This is a genomic window from Bacillus sp. JJ1122 (assembly GCF_036964885.1).
Lineage (GTDB): Bacteria > Bacillota > Bacilli > Bacillales > Cytobacillaceae > Mesobacillus.
Genome location: NZ_JBALQL010000020.1, coordinates 5,286 through 31,410 on the forward strand (window position 1 = coordinate 5,286; position 26,125 = coordinate 31,410).

The 26,125-nt window shown below is 40.9% G+C and carries 32 protein-coding genes; 14 read left to right on the forward strand and 18 right to left on the reverse strand.

Features of this window, described 5'->3' with window-relative positions; translation table 11 throughout:
• Nucleotides 1–34 precede the first annotated feature (34 nt).
• Entirely contained in the window at nucleotides 35–745 is a 711-nt protein-coding gene (locus V7201_RS11555) for a polysaccharide deacetylase family protein (RefSeq protein ID WP_335376889.1), read from the reverse strand.
• A gap of 113 nt (nucleotides 746–858) precedes the next feature.
• A complete protein-coding gene (locus tag V7201_RS11560; protein WP_438825045.1) occupies nucleotides 859–1,911 on the reverse strand; it encodes a translocation protein TolB in 1,053 nt (350 codons plus the stop codon).
• A 406-nt stretch (nucleotides 1,912–2,317) separates the two neighbouring features.
• On the opposite strand from V7201_RS11560, the gene V7201_RS11565 reads away from it, so the two are divergent.
• From V7201_RS11565 to V7201_RS11575, 3 genes are read left to right on the forward strand one after another with little or no spacing between them, the layout of a single operon-like run.
• Entirely contained in the window at nucleotides 2,318–2,791 is a 474-nt protein-coding gene (locus V7201_RS11565) for a DUF2975 domain-containing protein (RefSeq protein WP_335376890.1), read from the forward strand.
• 16 nt (nucleotides 2,792–2,807) lie between these two features.
• Nucleotides 2,808–3,287 (forward strand): DUF2975 domain-containing protein, encoded by a 480-nt coding sequence (locus V7201_RS11570; protein WP_335376891.1) that lies wholly within the window; start codon nucleotides 2,808–2,810, stop codon nucleotides 3,285–3,287.
• Between the two features lie 10 nt (nucleotides 3,288–3,297).
• Nucleotides 3,298–3,516: a helix-turn-helix domain-containing protein gene (locus tag V7201_RS11575; protein ID WP_004434885.1), complete on the forward strand. Its 219-nt coding sequence runs from the start codon at nucleotides 3,298–3,300 to the stop codon at nucleotides 3,514–3,516.
• A gap of 309 nt (nucleotides 3,517–3,825) precedes the next feature.
• On the opposite strand, the gene V7201_RS11580 is transcribed toward V7201_RS11575, so the two are convergent.
• Nucleotides 3,826–4,074, reverse strand: coding sequence for a hypothetical protein (locus V7201_RS11580; protein WP_335376892.1), 249 nt, complete (start codon nucleotides 4,072–4,074; stop codon nucleotides 3,826–3,828).
• Nucleotides 4,075–4,249: 175 nt separating this feature from the next.
• Here V7201_RS11580 and V7201_RS11585 point away from each other — a divergent pair, with 175 nt between their 5' ends.
• Complete coding sequence (locus tag V7201_RS11585; protein WP_335376893.1) at nucleotides 4,250–5,254, forward strand: DUF3231 family protein; 1,005 nt, start codon at nucleotides 4,250–4,252, stop codon at nucleotides 5,252–5,254.
• A gap of 115 nt (nucleotides 5,255–5,369) precedes the next feature.
• Here V7201_RS11585 and V7201_RS11590 read toward each other — a convergent pair whose 3' ends face one another.
• Genes V7201_RS11590 through V7201_RS11605 form a run of 4 tightly spaced genes read right to left on the reverse strand, consistent with a single transcriptional unit; the run spans nucleotide 5,370 to nucleotide 9,151 of the window.
• Nucleotides 5,370–6,443 (reverse strand): ABC transporter substrate-binding protein, encoded by a 1,074-nt coding sequence (locus tag V7201_RS11590; RefSeq protein WP_335376894.1) that lies wholly within the window; start codon nucleotides 6,441–6,443, stop codon nucleotides 5,370–5,372.
• Entirely contained in the window at nucleotides 6,440–7,243 is an 804-nt protein-coding gene (locus tag V7201_RS11595; RefSeq protein ID WP_335376895.1) for an ABC transporter permease, read from the reverse strand. Before V7201_RS11595 ends, V7201_RS11590 begins: the two co-directional genes overlap by 4 nt.
• A 1-nt stretch (nucleotide 7,244) precedes the next feature.
• The gene (locus tag V7201_RS11600; protein WP_335376896.1) at nucleotides 7,245–8,051 is read right to left on the reverse strand and encodes an ABC transporter permease; all 807 of its coding nucleotides are present in this window, start codon (nucleotides 8,049–8,051) and stop codon (nucleotides 7,245–7,247) included.
• The gene (locus tag V7201_RS11605; protein WP_335376897.1) at nucleotides 8,048–9,151 is read right to left on the reverse strand and encodes an ABC transporter ATP-binding protein; all 1,104 of its coding nucleotides are present in this window, start codon (nucleotides 9,149–9,151) and stop codon (nucleotides 8,048–8,050) included. The genes V7201_RS11600 and V7201_RS11605 overlap by 4 nt, the downstream gene beginning before the upstream one ends.
• A gap of 325 nt (nucleotides 9,152–9,476) precedes the next feature.
• Here V7201_RS11605 and V7201_RS11610 point away from each other — a divergent pair, with 325 nt between their 5' ends.
• A complete protein-coding gene (locus V7201_RS11610) occupies nucleotides 9,477–10,373 on the forward strand; it encodes a carbohydrate kinase family protein (protein ID WP_335376898.1) in 897 nt (298 codons plus the stop codon).
• A gap of 119 nt (nucleotides 10,374–10,492) precedes the next feature.
• Here V7201_RS11610 and V7201_RS11615 read toward each other — a convergent pair whose 3' ends face one another.
• Nucleotides 10,493–10,972 carry a GyrI-like domain-containing protein gene (locus tag V7201_RS11615; protein WP_335376899.1) on the reverse strand — a complete coding sequence of 160 codons (480 nt, stop codon included), beginning with the start codon at nucleotides 10,970–10,972 and terminating at the stop codon, nucleotides 10,493–10,495.
• 397 nt (nucleotides 10,973–11,369) lie between these two features.
• Entirely contained in the window at nucleotides 11,370–12,470 is a 1,101-nt protein-coding gene (locus V7201_RS11620) for a flavin monoamine oxidase family protein (protein WP_335376900.1), read from the reverse strand.
• Nucleotides 12,471–12,810: 340 nt separating this feature from the next.
• Here V7201_RS11620 and V7201_RS11625 point away from each other — a divergent pair, with 340 nt between their 5' ends.
• Together V7201_RS11625 and V7201_RS11630 are read left to right on the forward strand one after the other, a co-directional pair.
• The gene (locus V7201_RS11625) at nucleotides 12,811–13,266 is read left to right on the forward strand and encodes a GNAT family N-acetyltransferase (RefSeq protein WP_335376901.1); all 456 of its coding nucleotides are present in this window, start codon (nucleotides 12,811–12,813) and stop codon (nucleotides 13,264–13,266) included.
• Between the two features lie 118 nt (nucleotides 13,267–13,384).
• Nucleotides 13,385–13,777, forward strand: a complete 393-nt coding sequence (locus V7201_RS11630) for a hypothetical protein (RefSeq protein ID WP_335376902.1) — start codon at nucleotides 13,385–13,387, stop codon at nucleotides 13,775–13,777.
• A gap of 78 nt (nucleotides 13,778–13,855) precedes the next feature.
• Here the strand turns inward: V7201_RS11630 and V7201_RS11635 are convergent, their stop codons facing one another.
• Nucleotides 13,856–14,353: a fasciclin domain-containing protein gene (locus V7201_RS11635; protein ID WP_335376903.1), complete on the reverse strand. Its 498-nt coding sequence runs from the start codon at nucleotides 14,351–14,353 to the stop codon at nucleotides 13,856–13,858.
• 316 nt (nucleotides 14,354–14,669) lie between these two features.
• Here V7201_RS11635 and V7201_RS11640 point away from each other — a divergent pair, with 316 nt between their 5' ends.
• Nucleotides 14,670–15,896: an NAD(P)/FAD-dependent oxidoreductase gene (locus tag V7201_RS11640; RefSeq protein ID WP_335376904.1), complete on the forward strand. Its 1,227-nt coding sequence runs from the start codon at nucleotides 14,670–14,672 to the stop codon at nucleotides 15,894–15,896.
• A 101-nt stretch (nucleotides 15,897–15,997) separates the two neighbouring features.
• Here V7201_RS11640 and V7201_RS11645 read toward each other — a convergent pair whose 3' ends face one another.
• From V7201_RS11645 to V7201_RS11665, 5 genes are all read right to left on the reverse strand, one after another.
• Nucleotides 15,998–16,432, reverse strand: coding sequence for an SRPBCC family protein (locus tag V7201_RS11645; protein WP_335376905.1), 435 nt, complete (start codon nucleotides 16,430–16,432; stop codon nucleotides 15,998–16,000).
• Nucleotides 16,433–16,462: 30 nt separating this feature from the next.
• Nucleotides 16,463–17,239, reverse strand: a complete 777-nt coding sequence (locus tag V7201_RS11650) for an SRPBCC domain-containing protein (RefSeq protein WP_335376906.1) — start codon at nucleotides 17,237–17,239, stop codon at nucleotides 16,463–16,465.
• Between the two features lie 230 nt (nucleotides 17,240–17,469).
• Entirely contained in the window at nucleotides 17,470–18,381 is a 912-nt protein-coding gene (locus tag V7201_RS11655) for a GNAT family N-acetyltransferase (protein ID WP_335376907.1), read from the reverse strand.
• Between the two features lie 335 nt (nucleotides 18,382–18,716).
• A complete protein-coding gene (locus V7201_RS11660; RefSeq protein ID WP_335376908.1) occupies nucleotides 18,717–19,037 on the reverse strand; it encodes a hypothetical protein in 321 nt (106 codons plus the stop codon).
• A 318-nt stretch (nucleotides 19,038–19,355) separates the two neighbouring features.
• A complete protein-coding gene (locus V7201_RS11665) occupies nucleotides 19,356–19,871 on the reverse strand; it encodes a DoxX family protein (RefSeq protein ID WP_335376909.1) in 516 nt (171 codons plus the stop codon).
• Between the two features lie 213 nt (nucleotides 19,872–20,084).
• Here V7201_RS11665 and V7201_RS11670 point away from each other — a divergent pair, with 213 nt between their 5' ends.
• Nucleotides 20,085–20,237: a hypothetical protein gene (locus V7201_RS11670; protein ID WP_335376910.1), complete on the forward strand. Its 153-nt coding sequence runs from the start codon at nucleotides 20,085–20,087 to the stop codon at nucleotides 20,235–20,237.
• A 65-nt stretch (nucleotides 20,238–20,302) separates the two neighbouring features.
• Here V7201_RS11670 and V7201_RS11675 read toward each other — a convergent pair whose 3' ends face one another.
• Complete coding sequence (locus V7201_RS11675; RefSeq protein WP_335376911.1) at nucleotides 20,303–20,740, reverse strand: hypothetical protein; 438 nt, start codon at nucleotides 20,738–20,740, stop codon at nucleotides 20,303–20,305.
• Nucleotides 20,741–20,983: 243 nt separating this feature from the next.
• On the opposite strand from V7201_RS11675, the gene V7201_RS11680 reads away from it, so the two are divergent.
• The 5 genes from V7201_RS11680 to V7201_RS11700 all read left to right on the forward strand — a co-directional run bounded on the left by V7201_RS11680 (nucleotide 20,984) and on the right by V7201_RS11700 (nucleotide 24,169).
• A complete protein-coding gene (locus V7201_RS11680; protein WP_335376912.1) occupies nucleotides 20,984–21,445 on the forward strand; it encodes an SRPBCC family protein in 462 nt (153 codons plus the stop codon).
• Between the two features lie 93 nt (nucleotides 21,446–21,538).
• The gene (locus tag V7201_RS11685; protein WP_335376913.1) at nucleotides 21,539–21,943 is read left to right on the forward strand and encodes a hypothetical protein; all 405 of its coding nucleotides are present in this window, start codon (nucleotides 21,539–21,541) and stop codon (nucleotides 21,941–21,943) included.
• A gap of 48 nt (nucleotides 21,944–21,991) precedes the next feature.
• Nucleotides 21,992–22,414 carry a DUF1801 domain-containing protein gene (locus tag V7201_RS11690; RefSeq protein WP_335376914.1) on the forward strand — a complete coding sequence of 141 codons (423 nt, stop codon included), beginning with the start codon at nucleotides 21,992–21,994 and terminating at the stop codon, nucleotides 22,412–22,414.
• 93 nt (nucleotides 22,415–22,507) lie between these two features.
• Nucleotides 22,508–22,984, forward strand: coding sequence for an SRPBCC family protein (locus tag V7201_RS11695; RefSeq protein WP_335376915.1), 477 nt, complete (start codon nucleotides 22,508–22,510; stop codon nucleotides 22,982–22,984).
• A 108-nt stretch (nucleotides 22,985–23,092) separates the two neighbouring features.
• Entirely contained in the window at nucleotides 23,093–24,169 is a 1,077-nt protein-coding gene (locus tag V7201_RS11700; RefSeq protein ID WP_335376916.1) for a helix-turn-helix transcriptional regulator, read from the forward strand.
• 261 nt (nucleotides 24,170–24,430) lie between these two features.
• Here the strand turns inward: V7201_RS11700 and V7201_RS11705 are convergent, their stop codons facing one another.
• Both V7201_RS11705 and V7201_RS11710 read right to left on the reverse strand, forming a co-directional pair.
• Entirely contained in the window at nucleotides 24,431–24,835 is a 405-nt protein-coding gene (locus tag V7201_RS11705) for a YkvA family protein (RefSeq protein ID WP_335376917.1), read from the reverse strand.
• Between the two features lie 168 nt (nucleotides 24,836–25,003).
• On the reverse strand, nucleotides 25,004–25,942 hold the full coding sequence (locus V7201_RS11710; RefSeq protein WP_335376918.1) for an RNA polymerase sigma factor: 939 nt from the start codon (nucleotides 25,940–25,942) through the stop codon (nucleotides 25,004–25,006).
• Nucleotides 25,943–26,125: the final 183 nt, after the last annotated feature.

Sequence of the window (26,125 nt, forward strand, 5' to 3'; positions counted from 1 at the left end):
GTAAAAGAAGAATCGCACCTATTGAATCTCATTTTTAGATGCCCGAATCATATTCCTGAAGTTCATCCACGGTCACGAAGGCATATCCTTCCTTCGTCAGTTCCTGTAAAATTTCTTCAATCACCTGGATTGTCCCATCCGTTTGATCATACATGGGATGCAGCAAGATAATCGATCCGGGTTTAATGTTATCCAGTACATTTTTTACTTTATCCTCAGCATTTGCGTAATACGTTTCCGGTTCCAGTGTCCACATTATGGTTTCTCGGTTGTGCTTAGCTAAATAATACGGCAATCCTATTAGTTTTTTTCCATAAGGAGGCCGAAAGTCGATTTCGCCCTTATACCCTGATTTCCGAATCAATTCATCCGTCTTTTCAATTTCCTCTTGAATAAAAGAAGAAGATTTCAGCACCATTCTTTCGTGTGAATAGGTGTGGTTTCCGATCTGGTGCCCTGCTTCCACCAATTTCACAGCTTCTTCAGGATGTTTTTCAATATCCTTGCCGATCAGGAAAAAAGTTGCTTTCGCCTTATACTGGTCCAGCAAAGGCAGAAGCTGATCCACGTTCTCAGTAGGACCGTCATCGAACGTCAAAGCAATGACTTTGTCTTGCGTTTCTACCTGGTACGTCAAGCCTCCAAAAAATTGAAAGGTTCGTAGTTTCGTAATTTTAAATAAACCCGCGAATAAAAGAGCAATAACAATAAAACCAATACCCATAAGGATTAATTTCTTCTTCATGCCTGGACCCCATCTTCCGAATTTTTGTAGTTATATTATAGCATGAAGCAGAGGGACGCTTGAGCAAGGGGGACGTATCTTGTGCTTCCAATTGGAAGCACAAGATACGTCCCCTAGAAAAAGACCGGAGCAGATTCAACGTTCTTTATCCATCTATACTCCCGGCCGCTCAACTCTTCCTTCACCCACACATCGCTTTGCCTATCATTCACATTTCTCCGAATCCAGGAAAGATGTTGTCCAACCACCTGCGGATCCTCATCCAGTTCATTCACAACCGGAAAAGTGATTTGCTTTTGCTCACCCGTTTTAATATTGATTTCATAAAGCGCAGTAAACATGGTGGGAACAGGTCCTTCTGTCCATTCCTTGTTTTCTTTTGCACGGGCGACGATTACTTGATCCTGCGAATACCACTCCAAACCAAGGTCTACAAAACCCTTGGGTGTGTATTCCTTTTGTTCCTTAAAAATCGGGATGTCAGCGATTTTGGTTTTCTTGTTTTCGACAAAGAATCGTCCTTCGCCTGATATATAGGCCAGCTGGTTGGATGTTGGAGCCCACTTCACCCATTCTTTGTACCCGAGCATTTTTCCGACTGCCTGAAATTGTTCGCCTTTATTCGAAAGGACACATAATGTATTGCTGTCCATCGACCAGGAGGCTGTAGGATATGCGATAAAACTGACCCACTTGCCATCGTGGCTCCACTTAAAGTCGTCGGCATCAATCGCAAATAAATCCTTTTCACTCGTTTGAATAGTATAAAAATGCTGCATTTTTTCTGACGCGAGATTGGCATCGACGGGAATTTTATAAAGCGGGATCGGCCCCCATCCCGTTGGACGTAAGGCTGATTGCGAGGAAACGATGAATTCCTTTCCATTCGGGAACCATTCGAATCCACTCACACCTAGTGAGACATTCTCAAAACCATGCGGCCGCCCGTTCTTCATTTTTGTCACGTTCAGTATTCCGCCGTCCTTATAGGCTAATTGTTTTTTCACCGGGGACCATTTAAAGTCGGATGTTTCCACCCTAATATAAGGCTGGTAGCTGTCTTTCTCCTTCGTATCATAAATGAATAAATCCGATTTTTCTCCTTTTTCATCCCCATCAATATAGGCGATGAACCGACCGTCATAGGACCATTTCGGAGAATGCACATAGCGATTTTTAGTGATTTGCGTTTCCTGTTCTCCCCTTTTAATCCAAAGCTGGTGGTCACGGATAAATGCAGCAGTGAGCGGGGTTTCTGCACTGACGGTCATTGAAAATTGAAAACTGATGAAAAGTAGAATGAAAACTGCACGCAATTTCAAGCCAATCCCTCCTACCAATAGGATGTCCTGATCTTTAAAGAAGATTCTAATCATTAGGCCAAAAATGGAGCAAAGGGACGTACCCTAAGTGGTTCACTTTTGGAGTACAAACAATTAAAAAACACACGAACTTTTAAAAAAGGATATATCAATAACAATAATAATATAATAAAAAACGATATTAGTTTATTGAAAAACGATAAATATCATGTTATAGTCATTTTATCATTAAATCAATGAGGTGCTTTAAATGAGTGTTAAACAGGGTTCAACCACTTTCTTAAAGATAATTATTTTTCTGATTGGAATTGCGGTGTTTGCTTTGTGTATCTTTTGGTTACCTGAGATAGCTATTAAAGATGCAAAGGTACATCCAGATACGGCTTATTTCCTAATTCCCTTTTTAGTATGTGCGTATGGTTTCTGTATTACGTTTTCTGTAGCGTTGTACCAAGCATTTAAACTACTAACCTATATCGAAAGGAACAATTCTTTCTCCGAGTTATCACTTAAATCTTTAAAGGTTATAAAAAAATGTGCTTTTACAGTCATTTTCCTCATTCTGTTCGGAATAGTAAGCTTAATGGTGCTTGCTAAAGTTACAGGCGACGATGCAGCAGGTCCAATTTCACTAAGTCTAATGGGCATTTTGGCAACAAGTATCATCGCTGCCATTATGGACGTACTTCAAAAGCCATTAAAAAATTTCCTAGATAAAAAATAAAAAAGAGGTATTATAAATGAAAAATGCATCCACATTGTTTTTAAAATTAGCGGTTATTCTTATGGGAATTGCAACTCTTGCATTGTGCATATTTTTAGTGCCTAAGTTCGGGAATTTTGCTGGAGAATTGTATCCAGATATTGCTTATATGAAGTATCTCGTTTTCATCGTGATGTATGGAGCGGCTCTGCCTTTTTACTTTGCTCTCTATCAGGCTTTCAACCTTTTACGGTACATTGACGAAAAGACAGCGTTCTCGGAATTATCTGTAAAGGCGTTAAAGAATATAAAGTGCTGTGCGATTACTATCAGTGGTTTGTATGTATTAGGTTTGCCACTCTTTCATTTTATAGCGAAGAAAGTAGACCCTCCTATTGGAATAATGGGACTCATCATCATTTTTGCCTCGTTGGTTATCGCCGTTTTTGCTGCTATCCTCCAACGGCTTCTACAAGAAGCAATTAACATAAAATCAGAAAATGCTTTAACGATTTGAGGTGGAGGATATGGCAATTATTATTAATATTGATGTGATGTTAGCAAAACGAAAAATGAGCGTAACGGAGCTTTCGGAGCGGGTTGGGATTACTATGGCAAATCTCTCCATTCTGAAAAATGGGAAAGCCAAAGCGGTGCGTTTTTCAACATTAGAAGCGATATGTAAGACTTTGGATTGTCAGCCAGGTGATATTTTGGAGTACAAAAGCGACGAAGACACTCAATAAAAACAGACAACAAATTTTATAGGGAGTCGATAGAGAATTTAAGGGATAGTCATTAAGCTATCCCTTCTTTGCGTTTATTGATGTTATTTACTCAAAGAATTCCATTTAGAATTTCATTGATATTAGGAACAAAAAATATGATGTGATTAGCAATGTTTGCACCTCAAAAGATAACCCCGTTAAAATTCCTTTTGTTTGTTAAAACTGAACTACTTAGACGTACCCTTTGCTCCTTTTTCATAAGCTTTTGTTCAGCAAAAAGGTATTGCTCTCACACAGCTTGGAAGCATGAGAAACGTCCCCATGCTTCTAAGTGATAACTAAATGCGGTTTACTGAAGTGGCTCGTTCCACCGCTGCCTACTAGTACGTATCCGTTTTTGGGGAACAAGGCGGCTCTGGTTGAACCATCAGAAAGTATAAGATCTACTCTTGCCCTGTTTTCAAGTGCTGTATATTTTACATAGCCGGTTTGGGTAATCGTTGTCTTCCAATTATCATCAAACTCTGCCCTTAATACTCGGTTTGAGTAAGTTTGGTTTGTTTTTTGCTTTTCCATCCTCTTACCTCCCTGTTTTATTGAAAATAAGATGCTCTCACTATTTTATTCACCATTTAAAAATTGGAGTGGACAAGAGTCTAGCACAAGAAAACTTCCCAAACTTCTTCTCAAAACGACCTGAACATGTTCATATTTATTCTAAATATGGAAACAATACTTTCGAGGTGAAGACATGGATAAGGAAAAATTAAAGCTTACTTCCTCAGAGATTGGTTCATTATGGGGAGAGTATGTAAACGGGACAATGGTCGATACTGTAAATAGATATATGTACTCCATTATTGAGGATGAGGCTATTAAAGCGATTTTTGATGATGCGATTAAGACTTTCGAACGCCAAAAGAAACAACTGGTTACATTTATAGAGAATGAAGGTTTTCCAGTTCCAATAGGATTCAGTGAAGCCGACCTACATAAAGGTACAGAAAGACTATTCTCTGATATTTTTTGCTTGAATTACCTTCATATTATGACATTGCATGGTTTGACGGGCCATATCACTGCCTTTGGAGTTTCTGTCAGAAAAGACTTGAGGGAGTTTTATGATTCATGCGATAACGACGGGAAAAGAATGTACCACAAGACAATTGAACTCTTACTGGAGAAAGGGAGTTTTCAGAGAGACCCCTTATTTTATCCTTCTGAGGGTCCAGAATTTATTGTTAGTAAAGATTTTATAGACGGATTTTTTGGAAAAGGCAGAAACTTATCGGCCACAGAGATGATTAGTATTTCATTTAACATTAAAAAGAGCATTATGGCTAAAACTCTTTCGATTGCATTCAGTCAAGTTGCTCATTCCGAAGTAGTAAGAAAGTTTCTGACAGAGTCTGAAAAAACGTCAGATGAACAAATACAAACTCTTGCGAAAATCTTGCACGATGACAATCTGCCCGTCCCACGATCATGGGAGACAGAAGTTACAACTTCAACGGACTCTCCTTTTTCAGATAAGCTAATGTTGTATCATACTGGCTTCTTGTTCCAGGCTGCTCAAGTTTACCACGGCACTGGCTTGGCATCTTCCATGCGGACAGACCTGATCACAACATATGAAAGCATCATTTTAAAAAATTTAATGGTAACAAAAAATTGGTTTGATATCATGAAAAAAAACGAATGGTTAGAACAACCACCACTCGCTCCTAATAGAAAAGAAATCGCAGACAAAGACTAATAAATAGACGAAGCACGGGGACGTACCCTGTGCTTCGTCTATTTATTTTAATTCAGCGACAAATTATGGATGGACTGTACGGAAGCACGAGAAACGTCCCTGTGCTTCCACTAGCTCACTTCCTGTGCATTTTAAACTCTAAAAACAGTTCATTATAATAAGCAAGGTTGGCTTGCCCTAGATTCTCGTAAACCTCGAGTTTCTCGGTCAGGTCTGCTGATGGGTAGAATCTTTCATCCTCCACCATTTCTTCCGGCATAAACTCCAGCGCAGCTTTATTCGGCGTGGAATAGCTCACCCACTCAGTATTCTGGGCGGCGACTTCAGCATCGAGCATGAAGTTAATGAATTTATGTGCTCCCTCGATGTTCTTAGCTGTCTTCGGAATAACCATGTTATCAAACCAAAGGTTGGACCCTTCACTTGGTACAACGTAATCCAGGTTTTCGTTCTCGGACATAATATCAGCCGCGTCGCCGGACCAGACGAGTCCGATTGGTGCTTCTTCGTTGGCAAGCAGGATTTTGATTTCATCGCCGACGATTGCTTTAATATTTGGAGTGAGACTATCTAATTTCTTCTTAGCTTCTCGCAAGTGTTCTTTGTTTGTGTCGTTCAATGAATAGCCAAGGCTGTTCAGCCCCATCCCCATGACTTCACGGGCACCATCGACTAGGAGGATTTCATTTTTCAGCTTTGGATCCCAGAGATCATTCCAGTTCTTGAATTCCCTCCCGTCCAGCATTTCAGGATTGTAGACGATCCCAACCGTTCCCCAGAAATAAGGAATCGAGTATTTATTGCCTGGATCGAATGGCAGGTCCATGAAGCGCTCGTCAATGTTTTTCAGGTTTGGCAACTTCGACTGGTCAATCGGGATCAGCAGGTCCTCTTCCCTCATTTTTTCAATCATATATTCGGAAGGGACAGCGATATCGTAGGATGTTCCGCCCTGCTTGACCTTTGTCATCATTGCTTCGTTTGAATCAAATGTTTCGTATACGACGCTGATGCCGGTTTCTTTTTCAAAGCGTTTGATCAGGTCCGGATCGATGTAATCGCCCCAGTTATAGATGGTCAAAGTATTGTCGCCTGAGTATCCCTGGGTGTCATTCAGTTTCGAAATGGCCACCAGCAGCAAAACTGAAACAAGCGCAATGGCGATGAATACTCGCACTAATTGCTTCATTTCTTCACCCCCACTGCGTTCAGCTTCTGGCGCTGCGTGATAAAGTAGTAGACCACGACAAGGATAATCGTGAATAAGAATAACAATGCCGATAAGGCGTTAATGTTCAATGAAACTCCGCGGCGTGCCAGGGAGTAAATTTCGACTGACAATGTGCTGAAGCCGTTGCCTGTTACAAAGAATGTCACGGCAAAATCGTCCAGCGAGTAGGTCAGGGCCATGAAGAACCCGGCCATGATGCCTGGTGAGATGAACGGCAGGATGACCTTCGTCAGTACATCCCAGCTGCTGGCCCCTAAGTCTCTTGCCGCATCGACAAGTGAGGAGCTCATTTCCGATAATTTCGGGAGCACCATCAGGACGACGATCGGTACGCTAAAAGCAATATGGGATAGCAATACCGAATAGAAGCCGAGCTTGTAGCCGGAAATCGTGAACAAAATCAGGAACGATGCCCCGATGATAACGTCCGGACTAACAATCAGCACATTATTTAATGAAAGCAATGTGTTGCGGGTCGATTGTCTTTTTACCGCATGGATGCCAAGGGCACCAATGACACCGATAATGGTCGCAAAAAGCGCGGACAGCAGCGCAACGACCAGTGTATTCAACACGATGATGAACAAGCGCACATCCGAGAACAATTCCTTGTACCAATCAAGCGTGAAGCTTTCGAAATTGTACATCGTTCCTCCGCTGTTGAACGAATAGAAGATCAGGAAAAAAATCGGTGCATATAGAATGAAGAAAACGATGAGTAAAAATACACTGGCTAGCTTGGACGTTTTTCTCTCCACCTTACACACCTCTCTTTCGGTTGCCTGTTACTGCCATGATGGCGAACATGATGATAATTAAGAATACCGCAATGGTCGCGCCCATTCCCCAGTCCTGCGTGACGAGGAAATGCTGCTCAATCGCTGTGCCAAGCGTGATCACCCGGTTTCCGGCGATCAGACGCGTCAGCATGAACAGGGACAATGCCGGAATGAACGTAACCTGGATGCCTGATTTTACCCCTTCGATCGTCAGCGGAAAAATAACGCGGGTAAACGTCGTCCATTTTGACGCACCTAAATCATTCGCGGCGTCGATCAGGGTCGGATTCATTTCATTCAATGAGTTGAAAATCGGCAAAATCATGAATGGGATAAAGATATAAACCGATACAAAAATAAAGCTGAAATCGGTGAACAGGATTTGCTGCGTGCCAATCCCGATTGCCTCCAGCAATTGATTGCTGACGCCATACGTTCCAAAGATGCCAAGGAAGGCGTACGCTTTTAACAAAAGGTTGATCCAGGATGGAACGATGATCAGCAAGAGCCAAAGCTGCTTGTGCTTCGTTTTTGTTAAAAGATAGGCGGTTGGATAGGCAACCAGGAATGAGAAAAATGTAATCAAAAATGCGTACCAGAACGAGCTCAGGGTCATTTTTAAATAGACCGGCGTGAAGAATTTCTGGTAGTTTACGAGCGAAAATTGACCGTCGATATTCAGGAAAGAATAGTAGACGACGAGCACAATCGGCGCAATGACGAAGAAAACCATCCAGAGCGTGTAAGGAAGCAAATACCACGAACGTGTCATTCTGCTGCTGTTCATTTCACTTCTCCGTCCTCATATGCTTCTAAGCGGGCATCGAATTCCTCTTCCGTTTCGCCAAGGCGCATGACGTGAATCGCCTCCGGGTCAAAATAAAGACCAATCTGGTCGCCAACTCCTGCTTTTTTCGTGGAATGGACGAGCCACTCATTGCCTTCCTCGTCATAGCAGCTCAACTCATAGTGAACGCCACGGAACAGCTGTGAATCAACTTTTACCTGAAGCTTGCCGTTCTCGACCGTTGTGATTTCAAGATCCTCAGGACGAATGACGATTTCAACCGGCTCATTCGGGTTCAAGCCCTTGTCGACACACTCGAAACGCTTGCCCGTGAATTCAACGAGATGGTCTTTGATCATGGTTCCTTTAACGATATTGGATTCTCCGATAAAGTCCGCGACAAAACGATTGATCGGCTCATCATAAATATCCGTCGGGCTGCCGCTCTGCATGATTTTCCCTTTGTTGATGACGAAAATCTCATCCGACATCGCCAGTGCTTCCTCCTGATCATGCGTGACGAAAATGAACGTGATGCCAAGACGGCGCTGCAGCTCGCGTAGTTCATACTGCATCTCGGTACGCAGCTTCAGGTCGAGTGCCGATAATGGTTCATCAAGCAGGATGACTTCAGGCTCGTTGACGATCGCCCGTGCAATCGCGACACGCTGGCGCTGGCCGCCCGACATCTCACGGATTTCCCTAGTTTCATAGCCTGACAGGTTCACGAACTGAAGCGCTTCTTTTACCTTCGCTTCAATATCGGCATTCTTCATCTTCTTGATGCGCAGACCGAACGCGACATTTTCAAATACATTTAAATGAGGGAACAAGGCGTAATCCTGGAACACCGTGTTCACCTGGCGCTTGTTGGCAGGCAGATCATTGATTCTTTTATCATTAAATAGGATGTCACCTGAAGTCGCTTCCGTAAAACCAGCGATTAATCGGAGAATCGTAGTTTTACCACAGCCCGAAGGCCCCAGAAGTGTATAGAATTTCCCGCGCTCGATCTCAAAGCTGACATCATCCAGAACAGGCGGGTCGTTATCGTATTGTTTCGTTACGTTTTTAAATTGAATAATCATAGAGTTATTCATTTCGAACCTCCTTTGTATCTATGCTTTATTACGATAAATAGGTAAATAAATGCAGTATCACAAGGAATAATTATACAGTAGGGGGCAAAAAAAACAATGTTCTTCGACTTGAAGCAAAGGGACGCTCCCAGTGCCTTTTTCCGTGAAGCAAACGTTCGCTCACGGTGCTTTTTTTCGTGAAGCAAAGGGACGTACCCGATGCTTCATTTTATAGACTTAAGCTTGGAATTACCGGAAGCAAAAGAAACGTCCCCATGCTTCCCAAACTACTAAAATGGCTGTTAATATATTTGTAAAATAGATATTTGATGGAAGGTGCGCCATATTGAAAAAGCAGGGGATTACATCACTTGGGGAAGCAATAGTAGACTTTATTGCAGCAGATCCATCCAATACACAGTATCAGCGATTATTAGGCGGGGCTACTGTTAATGTGGCAGTGGGAGTCAGGAGACGTGGCATTCCTTCCTATTATTTATGCAGATTGGGGAAGGATGATACAAGTAGGTTTGTAGCGGAAAGATTAATGAATGAAAATGTGGATCTTTCCTTTTGTTCCTATCATCAAAATAAAAGAATCTGCTCGGTTTATATTCACTTAAATCAGCTAGGCGAACGGTATTTCCATTCGTATGTAAACGAAACTCCTGATGAATGGATCACCGCGGATGAGCTTGATAAAAAGCCGTTTATGAATAGCAAGATCTTTTATTTTGGCTCCGGCACTCTATTCCACCCCGTCGCCAGAAAAACCACCGATCAGGCTCTTCGATATGCCAACGAAGCAAATTTAAGAATAGCCTTTGATACGAATATCCGGCTGAAACGGTGGGAAAACGAGAACCAGTGCAGAGAAACAATTTTATCCTATGTTAGAAAATCGGATATCGTAAAAATGGCTGAAGATGAATTGCTATTTTTAACGGAAACAGCAACCCTTGAACAAGGCTTGGAGCAGATAGCGAAACTAGAGATCCCATTCCTTTTTATCACAAAAGGAATGGACGGAGCGTGTGCCGTTCATCAAAATCTTATGGTCCAGGTTCCCGGAATTCCTGTTAAAACGGTAGATACAACTGGTGCAGGCGACGCTTTTATGGCCGCCCTACTATCCTGCTTCAATGACAAGGGGATCCCTGCCAACGAAGCTCAATTAACCGAATATACTCAATTTGCCAATGAAGCCGGCGCTATATCCGCCACAAAATTCGGATCATTATAGAAGCATGGAGAAGCAAAGGGACGTTCCCTTTGCTTCTATTCATAATCTATCAAGGTAAGCCGAAAAGGATTGATCCAAAAAAACAAAACGGAAGCACAAGGAACGTCCCCGTGCTTCGGTTATTTACTTATGGTATCAAACAATTCTACATCTACGTTTGAGGGGTCAGTCCAATTATAAAACTTTTCTAAATGCCATTTATTTTTTAGCCTTACAAATTTGTTCTCATCAATCCATTTATGTAATTCATTATAGGATTCTACAATTTTATCATTTGGCCCTGTATGTCTAATGACAGCGTATTTTTGGGATGGGACTGTCAATGACACCATGCCAGTTGGGATATCTTCGTACTCGTTCACTTCCACACCAACCCAATAACCATCTTCATTCGCACATTCAGTTTTTACTGTAAATGCTCCATATTGCTGTAAAGGATTCGTAACCTGCTTTATTTCTCCAATCCGTTCGCTTAATCGTAATGAAGCTTTGGGTATTTCAACAATATATTGGTCACCAGGACACAAAACTCGAAAACCGACTAACTTAATCTCATCAAGCTCTTTAACAGTCTTATTCTTTAATTTTATTTCTGACATTTTCATCCCCTCCTTCTCATTTAGTTTCTATAAAAACAGATGAAGCCCTTCTTTTTTTCACTAACTTCGGCTAGCACTCATAATTGAAAAAAGCTGCCTAAATGGCAGCTGATAAAAGATAGATGAATTTTTTTGAAAATACGGACCAAGAGATCATTACCTGGTTTTGCTATTATTCTTTTTCACTGGCTGATAGTCTGCTTTCTCACGCTCAGCATCTTTCTTAAATGCCTCCATTGCCTTGCTGTAAAGCCACCCCATCACTTTCACCTCCGAATTTCGCCATATGATTCTATTTATATCCCTTCCCTCTGTTGTTTACGGTAAAACTTACATGAGGGACGTTTCCTTTGCTTCTTTTTTAGACAACAAAAGAAGCACAAGGTACGTCCCCGTGCTAATCATTGAAATTAGTGATTTTAAAAACTGCCTGTTCAGCGGACAAGAGTGCACCTTCAAGGTGTCCACCATATTGTGAATTAGTCTCTGTACCAGCAAAAATGATTTTCTTTTCCCATATCCCTGCTTTGGGTGGTTGTCCATAACTCGGAAAATCTCTTAGCGGTTCCAGGTCTTCCTCAACAGCTGTTTCGGAATCTCTGGACCAGTCTTTGTATAGGATAGCTCTTACGTTTCGGGCGGAGGTTCCAAAGAGCCTAACCAATTGATCAATGATCAAATTTGAAATTTTGCTCTCCCCCAGTTCTTGCCGCGTTTTTGCTGGCATTCCGAAGAAACCAAATAAGGCACCAGATCCTGATTCCGGAGAAGCATCATGGATTTCTTGTAAGGGTCCTACCCAGCTCGTAGCGAATCCAGAGAGTCCTGATTCCCTCCAAAAGGGACGATCATAAATTGCAACTGCCTTGGCCTGTCCTGCCATCCATGTAGGTTTACTTACAAGATCAGTCATAATATTAGGAGGGAGAGAAGGAGAGAATTCAATATGACGCGCCACAATTCGAGGCGGCAGTGCTAGGATAACAGCATTGGCCGAAATTATTTTTCTCATTCCATCAGCAAGGTCTGCTTCAACCGTGATGGCACCGGCTTCATCCAGACGAATGGCTGTAACTCGTGTTTTTAGCTCAACTATCCCTGAGGGAATCGTATTTGCTACAGCATCAATTAGGGACTGAACACCTCCTATGATACGAAACGATTTTTCAACAGCATTTTCTGGCATTACATAACGCTCGGGTGCTGCGTTTGCGGATCGTTCTGAAAGCATTGCCCCTTTGTTGTACTGAACGAAAGTTCCTAAATTCAATTCTTTAACAAGATTGGTAATAGTCCTCTCATACTGTGGCCAGAACCATGTCGGCCCAAGATCAAATTTGCCAAGGTCAGGTCTGTCTGGCTCGGAAGTACTCAAGACCCTACCGCCAATCCTATCTCTAGCTTCCAGAACCATACATTTAATACCCTGTGCACTAAGTAGAGACGCAGCCCGAAGGCCACTCAAACCAGCACCAACAATGACAACAGGATTGTTCATTTCCTTTCCTCCTTCGAGCCGGAGCAAAGGGACGTACCCTTTGCTTCTCTTAATAATTTATCAGGTTTAAATGGAAAAACAAGAAACATCCCTGTGCCCCATTCCCCCATGATGTTGACAAAAGGAACACCCACTTCAATTGTAATGGAACTCATCATCACAAAACAGCATTTGCGCATGAATGGCGATCATGCCTGAAAAGACTACTAACAACCTTTCCTTGAAGATTACCTTTTCATGCAGAAACTCATCCAAAAACTCATTGTCTACCTTCCAATAAAAAGGTTATGATATTGATAATTTACTGGTTCAACATAATCGATACGAAACGGAGAATCATATGGATATTAAGATTGATGACCTTACAAAACCTGAAGTCATTTCCCTGATCAACGAACACCTGCATGGGATGACGCTCCACTCACCGCCGAAGAGCATTCATGCCCTCGGTCTCGAGAAACTGAAAAGACCCGAAATTACTTTCTGGACAGCATGGGACGGAGAACAGCTGATGGGCTGCGGAGCCTTGAAGGAGCTTGACCGCCACCATGGTGAACTCAAATCGATGAGGACGGCGTCTTCCCACCTCCGAAAAGGCGTCGCACAAAGAATGCTCGAACACATCATCAAAGAAGCCGAGCGGCGCGGCTATTCGAGACTTAGCCTCGAAACTGGCTCAATGGACGCATTCACACCCGCAAGGAAGCTCTATGAAAAATACGGCTTCCACTACTGCCCTCCTTTTGGAGACTATGCAGAAGACCCTAATAGTCTTTTCATGACCAAAGAATTATAAAACAGGAACATGGGGACGGTTCTCACGTTCACGCTTTTGCTCTAGAAATGACACCAGAACCCTATGTTTCCTTCATAACCTAGTTATATATGGAGATGCTAGTTCTGAGGTGGTTTTCATGTTTTTAAAAACATTACTGGTTATGAGCCTAGCAATGAATGTTCCTGTTAAGGGCCAGCTTGAATATATTCCGCCGTCGCCTAAAATCGAAAAATTTTATACAAGCATTCCCGAAATTGACAATTGGGTTTCTGTCCCTCAAGGTACAGACGAGATTACAATCTATGTTGAAGCAAAGAACACGGAAACAGTCTTATTTTGGATTATTCCAACCGGAATTCAGCAATGGTATGAAAGAAAGCTCATTGGCTATGACATAAAAGATGATGGGGATAATAAGTTCTCATTAACATGGAAGATTCCAGGGCATTTACAGGACCATCTAGAGGTACAAGCATTAGGAGAGAATGAATTAACAGGCTCAATTTTGAACATCACTTCAATTCCATAGAAGTAATAGAAGTAGGGAACATGGGGACGGTTCTCGCGTTTCAGAATGGAACATGAGAACCGTCCCCATGTATCGTTTTTATTTTGGCAGCAATACTTTGTCAATGACATGGACCACGCCGTTTGAGGCTGCTATGTCAGGGGTTACAACTTTCGCATCATTTACTTTAACAGGATTGAGTGAAATGGTGACGTTTTTCTTGGCGAGTGTTTCTGCCTGCATGCCATCTTTCAGGTCCGTTGACATCACCTTGCCCGGAAGAACGTGATAGAGCAGGATGTCCTTAAGGTCCTTTCTTGCTAACAATTCATCAGCCGTGATGCCCAAATCCTTCAGAAGCATGTTGAATGCCTCATCTGTCGGGGCGAATACGGTGAATGGCCCTTCTCCTTTCAGCGTTTCCACTAAGCCAGCCTTTTGCAAAGCAGCCGCTAAAATTTTGAAATTGCCTGCTTCGACTGCCGTATCGACAATGTCCTTTTTCGCTCCCTGGTTGTCCGCTGCTAATCCAGTAGTAGCGATTGACATGACCATCATGGTCATAACTAGGACCGCCGCAAATCTTTTCTTTGCCATTACAATCTCTCCTTTTTCCAGGCTCATCACTTTAAAAAGCGTTACGACCATGTTTTTACAAATGGTAGTATTCGTACAAATAACATTTTTATCCTTAACTGTTTATCATTTTTGTAAAGTGGGCTCTGCCATTTTTATGCCGGTCAGAAATATGAATCAGTGGTTTGCATTAAGAGCAATGTTAACCTTTTTGATTTGGAGTAAAATTCTTCAAAAATGGAAGCACTAGAAACGTCCCCTTTCTTCAAACCCCTGAATGCCATTTTAAAGAAAGGAAATAATATCACTATTCTTTTTGATAATTAGGGGGAAACACATGGATATTATGTCTGGTACGTATTATTGGCCTGCTACATTCCTTTCTCCTCCCTCCTATCCTAGGTTAGAGGGGGATCTTGAATGTGAAGTTTTAATTGTTGGAGGAGGCAGTTCGGCTTCGCAATGTGCTTATTATCTTGCGGACTCTGGGCTGAAAGTGGCTGTCATTGAGAAAGGGAAGATTGGGAGCGGCAGCACGAGTACGAATACGGCGCTCATTCAGTATTCCGGGGAAAAAATGTTCACGAACCTGATTAACTCCTTTGGAAAAGAGTATATTTCAAGGCATTTACAGCTGCTGCAGGAAGCGATCAATGAAATAGAAGCAGCATCCAAGACGGTTGCTATCCCTAGTGAATTTTTCCGAAGAGATTCGCTGTATTCTGCAAGCTGCAGTGAGGATATCGATAAGCTAAAAAAAGAATATGACTATTTAAAGCAACAAGGCTTGAACGTGGATTTTCTACTAAAAGAAGAGATTGAGCAGAAGTATCCTTTCAGCAGAGATGCGGCCATCTATTCTTATGATGATGCCGAGCTGAATCCTTTCAAGTTTACTCATGCGCTAATGGACCATGCAGCAAGCAAAGGGATCCAGGTGTTTGAACACACCGAAATGAATGGTCATCATTATGATTCAGAAACAAAACGGATGATCATTTCTACTAAAGGCGGCCACTCCATCTATGCAGGCCGTGTTATTTTTGCTGCAGGCTATGAGGGAATAGACATCAGAAAGGAAAAGCTCGTTTCTTTTGTCAGTACGTATACCATAACGTCAAAGCCTGTGGACGACCTATCATCCTGGTACAATCGCACGCTTTTATGGGAAACTGCCAGACCCTATTTATATTTACGGACAACTGCAGATAACCGGATCATTATTGGCGGACTTGACGACAATACCAATTATCCCGAAGACCGGGACAGTAAACTGATCCATAAGAGAGATAAGCTGGTCGAAGAGTTTAACAAGATGTTCCCTTCTATCAAATTTGAACCGGAGTATGCTTTAGCCGCTTTTTACGGTGGGACGGCGGACGGCCTCCCGATTATTGGGATTTATGACGAATATCCGAACAGCTATTTCCTCTTGGCGTTTGGCGACAACGGCACTGTATACAGCCAAATGCTCGCGAAAATCATTGCGGAGGATATTATAAAAGGTAACAGCTCCGATCTAGAACTATATTTACAGGACAGACCACTTATGACAAAGAGATAGGAGCAAAGGGACCCTTTGCTTCTTTTGATTAGTATTTAAATCAACGGAAATTGTATTGATTTATTAATAAATCGGAAGCACAAGATACGTCCCCATGCTTCTTACCCTTCCAGAATGCTTTTGATTTTTTTCAAATCTTTCATATTTGCTTTTCTCATCATGGTCGACATAAAAGGTGAGAATACTTTAGAGAATCCAGTTGGACTCCCTGTGTTCCTTAAGGTCATACGTGTGAGCTCCTCGCCTAATGATTCAAATGTATACGTGGTCTCCATCGGGAATGGACCTTGGGCCGTTTTCATAACGAGCTTCTTTCCTGGATCATATTCCATGATTTCATAAATATAAGCGAGTTCTCTCCCCAGGAATTTCGCATTAAACGCAATTTGGGAACCGATCGTAATTGGTCTTGAGGTCTTCCACTCTGCTGAATGAATATTTACATACCAATCTGGTGCATGATCTGGATTCATGGCATATTCAGATACCACATTGACCGGACGCTTAATCTCAATTTCAGTTAAAACATCTACCATCCTAGCTTCCTCCTGCACAAATAAACCGACTTATTTATTTTCAACATAATTTTTCAATAATGTACCGAGAAGATGTTGCCAGCCATTTCTGTGGTCCTCTTCCCAATTTTCCTGGAGGATTCCTGAAGCAGTATGAGAAAGCTGGAGCAAGGTTTTCCCTTCTTTCTCAAGAAGACGATACGTATAGGCACTGTTCACTGCTCCTTGCATTCCAAGGTGGCCGTGGAGACGGATTTCTTCTGGAGCGTTCACATAGTAGACATTGCCCCAGACTGCACCTTTATATTCACCCCATTTTTCAATGAAACGTCCTCCTGGTACTGGTTCAAAGGTGAAATGAGAGGTCACGTTTTTTGGAGCCAAGCGGAATTCCCACCAATCCTCCACTCTTTCCGTTAACGCTTTGAATACTTCTTCACGAGGGGCATCAATGAGTAATTCCTGTTCAATTTGAAAGTGATCAGCTTTTGTCATTTCTTCTTTTCCTCCTTTTTGTTCTGCGGCTGACCGCAAGTTTAACAGTGAGCTTGCAGTTGTTTGCATATATTTTCCTACCCAGCGGTCATGCATTTCCTGAAGGGGTATAGCGTTAAGATAGTTCCGCCTGTATTTACCCTCACGCCGGACCACCACCAAATTCCCTTCTTCTAAGCTCTTTAAATGCTTCATAATGGCGTACCTGCTGACATCGGGAAAAAAATCATTAAGCTCGCCCGTCGTTCTAGGTGATTTCTTTAGAATATCGAGAATCTGCCTTCTGATTGGGTTTCCTAATGCTTTAAATACGATTGAAAGTCCTTCCTCCATACAACGAACCCTTTCATTAAGGTTTTTGCTTCCTTATATAACATGTGACCAAAAAGTAACATTTAATATGTGACCTTATAGTAACATGTTGATTCCCATCGGTCAATGACGTTTTCTATACATAATGTTACCAGTCCCAGAAGAAATAATAGGGTTAATCCCGATAAGCCACCCAACCAATGAAAAAGCGTACAGAGTGAGTTCTGTACGCTTTTTTTCAAAGAACACTATTAAGCTTCCATTACTACTTCACTCTGCAAAAAGTAATAATCCATCGTAGACGTTTCTTCAAAGCCGCAGGACTTGTAGAGATTGAGGGCATTTTTGTTTTCTGCCGCTACCTGCAGCATGATGTCCTTTGCGTTTGCTTCCTTCAGCTTTTCAATCGCCATCAAGAGAAGAGATCTTCCATAACCTTTGCGGCGGTGCTCCGGCAAGACGCCGAGACCGAAAATGGCACCAAGCTTTGAGGTCAGCTGCAGGTTCACTTTCCCGATGATTTCTTCGTCTTTTTCAACAAGATAACACGTCATCCCCCGCTTTTCTTCCTCTTCAGGCATGATCATGTCCTCAGGTTTTACCTCTGCTTCTCGCTCATCGTTAAAATAAATCACGTTCTGGCGCGCAATTTCCTTTGCGTCCGCATTGGTTGCTTTCCGAAACGAGAGGCCTGGCTGCTGCTGGATCGTCTCCCCTTTCAGATACATTTCATATTCCGAATGGTTATACCGTGCACCAGTTGCAGCGATGAATTTCTGTCCTGAATCCGACAGTCGGTCGCTTAATAACAGCATCCCTTTTGTTTCTTTCCGTTTAGCTTCTGCCAGGACGAGTTCAAACAGCTTTGTAAAAACGCCCTGCCTCCTGTATTCCGGATCGACCATGCCATTCACTTCCCAAGGGCCGCCAAAGCTGCAAATCCCGATGTAGCCAATCAGCCGCTCTCCGTCAAAGCACATGAACTCATTAATACTCTGCACACCGCTCCGTGCACCAGCAACACCAAGCTTATAATCCAGCTCCACTTTTAGCGCGGTCTTGTCATGTTCCAAACACCGCTCCTGAAGCTGCTGAATCAACTCATAGTCCTCAGAATCAATATTCTCTTTAAGCTTAATCCAAGCCTTCTCAATCCTCTTCATAACCCACACCCCCATCCTATTCTAATTCGATTCAGGTAACCAAAACTCCTCCAGGAACATGGGGACGGTTCTCGTGTTCCCTTTTGAAGAAGCAAAGGGACGTACCCTTTGCTTCTTTTAATGAGTTTTGTTCAGCGTAAAAATATGTATCAGAAAATAGAAGCATGAGATACGTCCCCTTGCTTCATCTCCTTTCTCAAGAATCTTATTTGCAAAGTGCCGTTTACATATTAACTAAGTAATCCAACGTTCTTCCGTTAAATGCTTGTGATACATAATGAATTCTAAGTACTAACAAATTCCTATATGGATTAGCTCTAAACTTATATTGTTTATCATATAAAATATTCTTTATACATAATAAACGTTGCGATTATTGCACCTACTAAATAAATGATTGAAGCAAAAAAAGAATATGAAGGAGAAAACTTTATGTCAGATTGATTAATTTTAAAACCTGTTTGAGCTTGAACTTGCATATCCAAGTTCCGGCTTGTAAAACCGCCTGAAGACGTAAATAAATATATGGCTACAGTGCTTACTAAACCGACAAAAGCAGATGCGTCAATAAAACTAATTTCAGTTACAACAGTAATCCCAATATTAATAATCCCTATTATGATCAAGGTGATAATAAAGCTAATTATTTTCCCCATTTCTACACCCCCAGTTCTTTAATACGTTTGATATTTCGGAAAGTTCCAAATCAGTATTTTTTTGTTAATTTTAAAGAACATGGGTACGCTTCTCTTGTTTCACTTTTGATGGATATGGGGACGTACCCTTTGCTTCTTTTAATGAGTTTTATTCAGCGTAAAAGTATGGATGTATGACAAAATGTAAGCATAAGATACGTCCCCATGCTTCCAACTCAAATAGAAGCACAAGATACGTCCCCGTGCTTCCGCTCAAAAAAAAAACAGCTGCCGAGATCTCTTGGCAGCCGTCTATATAAAAGGGGAATTTAACTTTGGTTATGCAGCTTTATGCGCCAGTTCTCCTGCTCGTTTGAAAACATTTTTACGAAGGAATGGCACTACCCAACGGTCTAAGCCATAGCGGCCAGCGTTGTAGCCAGCGAACAGGATGATGAATCCTAAGAAGATGTCAGTTGGGTTGTGAGATACTGTTCCGGCAAGGAAGAAACTGAAATTCATCACTAAGCCGAAGAACATGGCGGCAGTTGTTAAGCAGCCAAGAATCAAGCCAAGCCCAATCAGAAATTCGCCAACTGGAACAATGAAGTTGAAAAGATCAATGTTTGGCAAAGCAAAGTTCTCAAGGAAAGATACGTACCAGCTATACACCATGTTACCGTCTGGACCTTTCACCGGATTGGCCACCGCATTTTTCAAGAATCCAGTAGCGTCGAATCCCCCGCCAGTCAGCTTGCCCCATCCAGCATGCATCCAGTTATATCCAAGCCAAACCCTTAATACAGTCAATAGGCCAGCAGCAATGTTGTTTTCCCTTAACCATTTCGCAACCATGATCTTCACTCTCCAAAAATGATTTATTATTATTACACTTATAATTTAACAAATTTATCTTGAAAATAGAGGTTTTTGTGAATGATTTCACAATTCTGTTGAAATGTTTTGAACGAATTATGGCAGAGGCCATTTTATGTAAAAAAATCAACACAATCACTTTTCAAACAGGTGAAATTAGGGAAATAAACATTAACAGAATGGAGGGTGATCATGGATAAGACGAAAAAGAAACTGTTGCTGGCATCAATGATTTCAGCCGGAGCAGCTGTGCTTACAGCCACTTATCGAAAGCTCCAGAAAGAAACAATTAAATACATTGAGATTACGGATAAAAAGAACAACAAAATGGACCAGAATAGGTAAAACCAAAGCTCGCTTTTTTCGGCGAGCTTTTTAATGTTGGAACAAGAGAACCGTCCCCATGTTTCTTAATCGCCCATTTCGATAAATTCATCATGCTTGAACACCATGGATACGACTGTTCGTCCATCTTCTGTGTAACCGGATAAGGCTACTACTACTTCTTCCCCATCTTCTTCTATATCGCCTTCTATCGTTACACGGAGCATGTTGTTGCCTTCGAAAGTATCTTCGCCAGCATTTACTCTTACTACCGTACAGCTTCCTGCTGGTATTCTGACTGGCAATTCTGTGAAGGTCCCGGTCGAAATCGTAATTGGAACTGGTACCTCTGGAGAAATACCAGGATACAAGAATGGATCCCGGCAAACCGTAACTGTTACAGTCACATTTGATGTTTCGTCAGCAAGGTTTTTAAAGCCTATTAACAAGAAATCTACTACTCCCGCGTCAGTCCCATCAATAGACAATGGTACGAAGAATGGCCCTGATGTAAGTTTTCCCACGTTCATCCCCCCTTTACTCTTTGATACTTCAATATATTCACCTTTCTTCTTGATGAATGGACAAACTGTTCAAGCAAAATATCTATTTTTCTATTAATGTAAAAATTAATGGGGGAATCTTTTACCCTGTAATGCTTTGTGTTGAATAAGACCTTTTACATAAGTTCCCAAACAAGTGAAAAAGGATTTTAGGGCAACAGCAGAGAAAAGAGTTATGATTCCTATTTTTAAAGGAGAATGCAAATGCCTTTCATTAGACATGAGCAATATATACAAGCTCCGATCGACATCTGCTTCGACCTTGCTAGAAATGTAGAGATTCATACGAAAACAACCTCACACACAAAGGAAAAAGCAGTGGGCGGAATGACTACGGGGCTTTTAGAAGCAGACGATACCGTCACCTGGGAAGCGGTTCACTTTGGGATTAAACAGGCGCTCACAGCAAAAGTGATTTACATGAATAAACCGCATAAGTTTATCGATGTCATGGTAAAAGGCGCGTTCAAGTCTTTTACCCATACGCATGAATTTATTGAAGAAACAACAGGCACTTTGATGATCGATACTTTTGAATACAAATCTCCATTTGGCCCCCTTGGAGTGTTGGCTGATAAATTGTTTTTGGAAAAATACATGTACCATTTTATTCAAACAAGGGCAAATGAGCTTAAGAGGATTGCTGAAAATAAGGATCCCAGTTAGAACATGAAGGAATCCCCTCCGCCATTATCGAAAACATTCTTTTAATCAACCTAGAACTCACTTCCTTATCAAATAAAAGTGGGGTTTTGAAAAATGATTGAACTGAAAGATCTGTTAAGTGAGTTCACTACTATGCATGATGGATTTGTCGCGGACTGGAATGAGGCAATGCAATCCGGCGATCCTTCTTCTGTAGAGAGAATGGCGGAGGATTATTATGTCGCTTTTTTCAATGGGATGACGGACAAGCCAATGATTTTCAATAAGCAGGATTCGGTGGATGGCATGAAACAATCCGTCAGGCACTTTTTAGGCTGTGAGAAGAAATTCGAAAATCGTGTGATCCGTCTGCGGAATCCTGATAATGCTGTAGTTTTTTATGAACAGCTGGTTGTTAAAAATGAGGAAGTATTGGCAAGGCTATTTACCATCGAGAACTGGCAGCTTATTGAAGGCAGCTGGTTGATTGTCAGGGAAACAGAAGAGTCGATCCATTAGAATTGGAAGCAAAAGAAACGTCCCTCTGCTTCAAGAAAGGAGCAATGTATGTACGAGCTGAAAACAAAGGAAAATGACTGTAGTGTGCTTGAGTATATTGAGATGGTCGATCATCCGAAAAAACGTGAGGATGCCTATAAATTATTGGATATTTTCACGGAAACGACAGGCTATAAAGCGAAGATGTGGGGTCCGAGCATCATTGGATTTGGGTCTTATCATTATAAGTATGAATCGGGTCACGAAGGTGATGCTCCTCTGGCTGCCTTCTCCCCTCGCAAGGCCAAGATCAGCCTGTATTTTGCAACGGGTGAAACGAAACGAGAACAGCTTCTAAAGGATTTTGGCAAGCATACCACCGGAAAAGCATGCGTGTACATAAATAAGATAGCTGACATTGATACCGAAGTATTAAAAGCATTAATTAACCAATCCGTTGCATTTTTAAAACAAACCTACCCAAATGAATAAATCGGCAGAACACAGGGACGGTTCTCGTGTTCCAGAAAGGAACGCAAGAACCGTCCCCATGTTCTTCAAGTAAATGAATTGGAGGATTAACCTATGGAACCTATTACAACACCTGACCTTTCTGCAAGGCCATATGATTTGCAGGTTGAACGTTTAATGGAAACCGCGCCTGATGTGCTTTATAGAGCGTGGACAGAGAATTTTGATCAATGGTTCGCAGCTCCGGGGACGCTGATCATGAAGGCGGAGGTCAACACGGCCTTTTTCTTTGAAACCGTCTTTAAACCCGATGGGCAAAGTGAAGCTCAGCGCCACCCTCATTATGGCAGGTTCCTTCGCTTAGACCCGGACCGTCTGATTGAGCTTACCTGGTTAACGGGTGCTGGCGGCACAAAGGGTGCAGAAACTGTCTTAACCATTGAGCTGGAACCTCGCCAAACCGGCACTCTTTTAAATCTTAGCCATAAGGGCTTTCCAGATGAAGAGTCGAAAAATGGGCATGAAGAAGCCTGGCAGATGATCCTTGAGCTTCTTGATCGGAAGATGATGGAGACGGAGAAAAAAGACTAAATAAGATAACGTCTTGGTGGATTAGTAAAGGTTAAATTTAGATAAACACAAGAAATATCAAAAAACAGAAATTAATACCTCTTATTATTTAAAATAGGAGTGAGACGAATGAATGAACAGATACAGCTTATGATTGATTGGATTGAAGCTAATTTAAAAAACAAATTTTCTTTGGATGAACTATCTAACTATATGGGGTATTCTCCATATTATTGTTCTTTTAAATTTCACCAAGTAACCGGAATAAGTATTAGGCGTTATATTCTCCTTAGAAGATTGTATTTATCAACTGAAGACTTGGCGAATAATAAAAAGATTATCGATGTTGCATTTGATTATGATTATTCTTCACAAGAAGCGTATAGCAGAGCATTTAAAAATATTTTTGGCATCAATCCAAAAGAATATCAAGTTAACAAATTTCCTGTTCAGTCCGTTGTTAAACTCACTATTAATAAAAATGGGGAATCGTATAAAATGAATATTTCTAGAAAAATCGAGGTTGAAAAGTTACAACATAATAGAAGTGAGTTGTTTGACAAAGACGTGCTGCATATTTTGAATGGTCAAGTTATGTATGAGGAGTTTAAAAATAACAGACTTATGGGAGATTCTGATTATGCCCCATTTAATGAGGCAATGTGTGTGAACGCAACTACTGAACAAATATTTGATAAAGAGTTTACAATCGTTCGAGCTGCTGGTCATCATGAACCAGTAGAGGGGTATATTGAAAAAGTTATTGCTCCTTTAGCCAATCTTTTTCATAAAGAGTATAAATGTATAGTCCTATGGTTTGGTGAAGACATGTTTTGTCAAATGAACCTGCTTACTATACTTTCCTATCTTGAACAGTCAGGCTATGAAGGAAAAGTGTTATTAAATAGCTTCAGGGAGGATGAATTTAAAGTTAATCAAACCGAGCTAAAATTAGGTCCTTATGATTCGGTATATAAAGAAGTCTTAGTCCATCATACTAAACCATCTAATGATCTAATCCCGGTTATGTATCAAGCAATAAATATCTATTTAGATATGCTAAAAGGAGATAATGCAGTAGTAAAATATATTAATAAAAATAAAGATTTATCTACAAAGAAATTAATCCAAAGGCTGTTTGATCTTTTTCCACAAATAGGTTACGGAGATACACAATATGAAGTGCTCATTAATAAAATTAGATAGATGAAAACAAATGATACACATCCAGGAGCTTCCCTTCAGGAAAAGGAAGTCCCTTTTTTTATGCAGCAATCGTGGCAACATTTATGTATTAACAGAGGAGTTAAATGGTGATTTTGGGTTGCGGTGGAAGACTGACTCTAAAAGCAGCCTCTTATGATAGTGAATACATTTTTCCTGAGATAACACTTGCTTCAGATAAAACACTAATAATTCTTTTTGAAAATATAGAAGTCATGAATGTCTACTTATCCGCTAAGGATACTATTTTAAATAATATATTCCGTATACTAATTTACCTACCCAAAACGCAAGTAAGATCCAAATCAGAATGAATATTACGCCAACAAACCAGTTTTTTGGTTTACCATTTTTCCTGATTTCTTCAGCCTTCTCTCTGTTTTCCTCAATAATGTAAGATGGTATTAATTTTAATGCCAATGAAATGCCTAGCGGAACAATAATTAGGTCGTCGAGATAACCTATTACAGGAATGAAGTCAGGGATTAAATCGATAGGACTAAACGCATAAGCGACTACACAAATAGCAACTAATTTAGCGTACCAAGATACTCTGTTATCTTTGTATGATAAATAAAGAACGAATAAATTTTGTTTTAGTTTTCTTGCATAGTTTCTTAATTTTGTTAAAATATTTTCTTGTTCCATCTAACTCCCCCTTGTTAGAAATCATTATAAAGTAAAATAGGATCGAGTTGCACCATTTTGGATAGATGCTCGTTCCATAACGAGGGCAAGATTTTTAGATTGGGTTGCGGTGGCAGCCATTTTTTTATTATTAAATAAAAAAGGGTAACAATTGTCACCCCGTAAAGCTTATGCCCAATCCACCGGTGCTTTTTTTAACTGTGCTTTTATTCCAAGCTCTTTAGCAGCGGCCAAAATTAATTCTTTTCTAAAGAAATAACTTTTATGACTTACTATTTTTCCATTTTCAATCTCCTGTACTTGTATATCGTGAATTTCTGGTCCTTGATCGCCATCAGCAAACACAATAATAACTGGTTTATTCCATAGTATAACTTCTTGAGCCCTGTGACCTGGCAGACCAAACCTTAGAGAGCCTTTAATCATCTCATCTTTAGAGAATTCTTGGAAACCCAAATAGGCTTCATTTTGTGCTTGAGCACTAAATAATGTTAACAAACCGTCCAAATCTCCATTGTTAAATGCTTTTAAGTATGATTGAATCGTGACGTTTGTTTCATGGCTAGACAAAGCAGATTTTGATTGAGTAAAATCAAAAGAAGCTATTTTTCTTCTCGCACGTTGTACCGAAGCATAGACCCCTCCTGGAGTGCTTTTGACGATACCGGCTACTTCTTCAGCACTAAATTGGAAGATATTAAATAAAAGAAATGCCGCAACTTGTTTTGGTGTCAATATTGAATCCAAAGATATTAGAATTTCTTCCAATAATAGTGGACTCGAGAAATCTTCCTTCGTTTCAGATATTTCTTCTAATAATCCTACTTCTCGCTTTAGCTTTCTACACAGATCAATCCAGGTGTTTGTTGCAACCCTAAATAAGTAATGTTTTTTATCGGTTATTTCACTCCACCGTTGAGGGAGAAGTCCGAATGCTTTTATAATCGTTTCTTGATATAGATCTTCACCATCCCAAGGGGAACCGGTGATATATTTACAATAATTCCATAAATCGGTTGAATAATCAGAGATTATATCAAAAAATTCACTTCTTACCTTCCTGGTTTCATCAACAATATCCTTAGTAATGTGATCATTTGATTTCATTAAAAAATTCCTCCTACTGTCAATATACTAAATAAACGATTGTATATTGAAAAATTATACGGTTTTGGAGAAAATATTTTAAAAACTCTATTATCGAATTGTCTTTAAATTACTTTTTTTGAAGTTGCTTGTTTAATAAACGGAGTTATCTTGAAAAAGCAAAAAGAAATGGGGGTGGGTATT

What these genes read in the sequence shown, in the direction of transcription:
- V7201_RS11635 (WP_335376903.1), bottom strand. Translation starts at nt 14,353, where the DNA reads ATGGCAAAGAAAAGATTTGCGGCGGTCCTAGTTATGACCATGATGGTC.
- V7201_RS11690 (WP_335376914.1), top strand. Translation starts at nt 21,992, where the DNA reads ATGTACGAGCTGAAAACAAAGGAAAATGACTGTAGTGTGCTTGAGTAT.
- V7201_RS11650 (WP_335376906.1), bottom strand. Translation starts at nt 17,239, where the DNA reads ATGGAGGAAGGACTTTCAATCGTATTTAAAGCATTAGGAAACCCAATC.
- V7201_RS11615 (WP_335376899.1), bottom strand. Translation starts at nt 10,972, where the DNA reads ATGTCAGAAATAAAATTAAAGAATAAGACTGTTAAAGAGCTTGATGAG.
- V7201_RS11575 (WP_004434885.1), top strand. Translation starts at nt 3,298, where the DNA reads ATGGCAATTATTATTAATATTGATGTGATGTTAGCAAAACGAAAAATG.
- V7201_RS11710 (WP_335376918.1), bottom strand. Translation starts at nt 25,942, where the DNA reads ATGAAATCAAATGATCACATTACTAAGGATATTGTTGATGAAACCAGG.
- V7201_RS11660 (WP_335376908.1), bottom strand. Translation starts at nt 19,037, where the DNA reads ATGGGGAAAATAATTAGCTTTATTATCACCTTGATCATAATAGGGATT.
- V7201_RS11570 (WP_335376891.1), top strand. Translation starts at nt 2,808, where the DNA reads ATGAAAAATGCATCCACATTGTTTTTAAAATTAGCGGTTATTCTTATG.
- V7201_RS11590 (WP_335376894.1), bottom strand. Translation starts at nt 6,443, where the DNA reads ATGAAGCAATTAGTGCGAGTATTCATCGCCATTGCGCTTGTTTCAGTT.
- V7201_RS11670 (WP_335376910.1), top strand. Translation starts at nt 20,085, where the DNA reads ATGGATAAGACGAAAAAGAAACTGTTGCTGGCATCAATGATTTCAGCC.
- V7201_RS11700 (WP_335376916.1), top strand. Translation starts at nt 23,093, where the DNA reads ATGAATGAACAGATACAGCTTATGATTGATTGGATTGAAGCTAATTTA.
- V7201_RS11640 (WP_335376904.1), top strand. Translation starts at nt 14,670, where the DNA reads ATGGATATTATGTCTGGTACGTATTATTGGCCTGCTACATTCCTTTCT.
- V7201_RS11655 (WP_335376907.1), bottom strand. Translation starts at nt 18,381, where the DNA reads ATGAAGAGGATTGAGAAGGCTTGGATTAAGCTTAAAGAGAATATTGAT.
- V7201_RS11625 (WP_335376901.1), top strand. Translation starts at nt 12,811, where the DNA reads ATGGATATTAAGATTGATGACCTTACAAAACCTGAAGTCATTTCCCTG.
- V7201_RS11555 (WP_335376889.1), bottom strand. Translation starts at nt 745, where the DNA reads ATGAAGAAGAAATTAATCCTTATGGGTATTGGTTTTATTGTTATTGCT.
- V7201_RS11620 (WP_335376900.1), bottom strand. Translation starts at nt 12,470, where the DNA reads ATGAACAATCCTGTTGTCATTGTTGGTGCTGGTTTGAGTGGCCTTCGG.
- V7201_RS11565 (WP_335376890.1), top strand. Translation starts at nt 2,318, where the DNA reads ATGAGTGTTAAACAGGGTTCAACCACTTTCTTAAAGATAATTATTTTT.
- V7201_RS11695 (WP_335376915.1), top strand. Translation starts at nt 22,508, where the DNA reads ATGGAACCTATTACAACACCTGACCTTTCTGCAAGGCCATATGATTTG.
- V7201_RS11685 (WP_335376913.1), top strand. Translation starts at nt 21,539, where the DNA reads ATGATTGAACTGAAAGATCTGTTAAGTGAGTTCACTACTATGCATGAT.
- V7201_RS11605 (WP_335376897.1), bottom strand. Translation starts at nt 9,151, where the DNA reads ATGAATAACTCTATGATTATTCAATTTAAAAACGTAACGAAACAATAC.
- V7201_RS11665 (WP_335376909.1), bottom strand. Translation starts at nt 19,871, where the DNA reads ATGGTTGCGAAATGGTTAAGGGAAAACAACATTGCTGCTGGCCTATTG.
- V7201_RS11585 (WP_335376893.1), top strand. Translation starts at nt 4,250, where the DNA reads ATGGATAAGGAAAAATTAAAGCTTACTTCCTCAGAGATTGGTTCATTA.
- V7201_RS11645 (WP_335376905.1), bottom strand. Translation starts at nt 16,432, where the DNA reads ATGGTAGATGTTTTAACTGAAATTGAGATTAAGCGTCCGGTCAATGTG.
- V7201_RS11600 (WP_335376896.1), bottom strand. Translation starts at nt 8,051, where the DNA reads ATGAACAGCAGCAGAATGACACGTTCGTGGTATTTGCTTCCTTACACG.
- V7201_RS11705 (WP_335376917.1), bottom strand. Translation starts at nt 24,835, where the DNA reads ATGGAACAAGAAAATATTTTAACAAAATTAAGAAACTATGCAAGAAAA.
- V7201_RS11580 (WP_335376892.1), bottom strand. Translation starts at nt 4,074, where the DNA reads ATGGAAAAGCAAAAAACAAACCAAACTTACTCAAACCGAGTATTAAGG.
- V7201_RS11630 (WP_335376902.1), top strand. Translation starts at nt 13,385, where the DNA reads ATGTTTTTAAAAACATTACTGGTTATGAGCCTAGCAATGAATGTTCCT.
- V7201_RS11680 (WP_335376912.1), top strand. Translation starts at nt 20,984, where the DNA reads ATGCCTTTCATTAGACATGAGCAATATATACAAGCTCCGATCGACATC.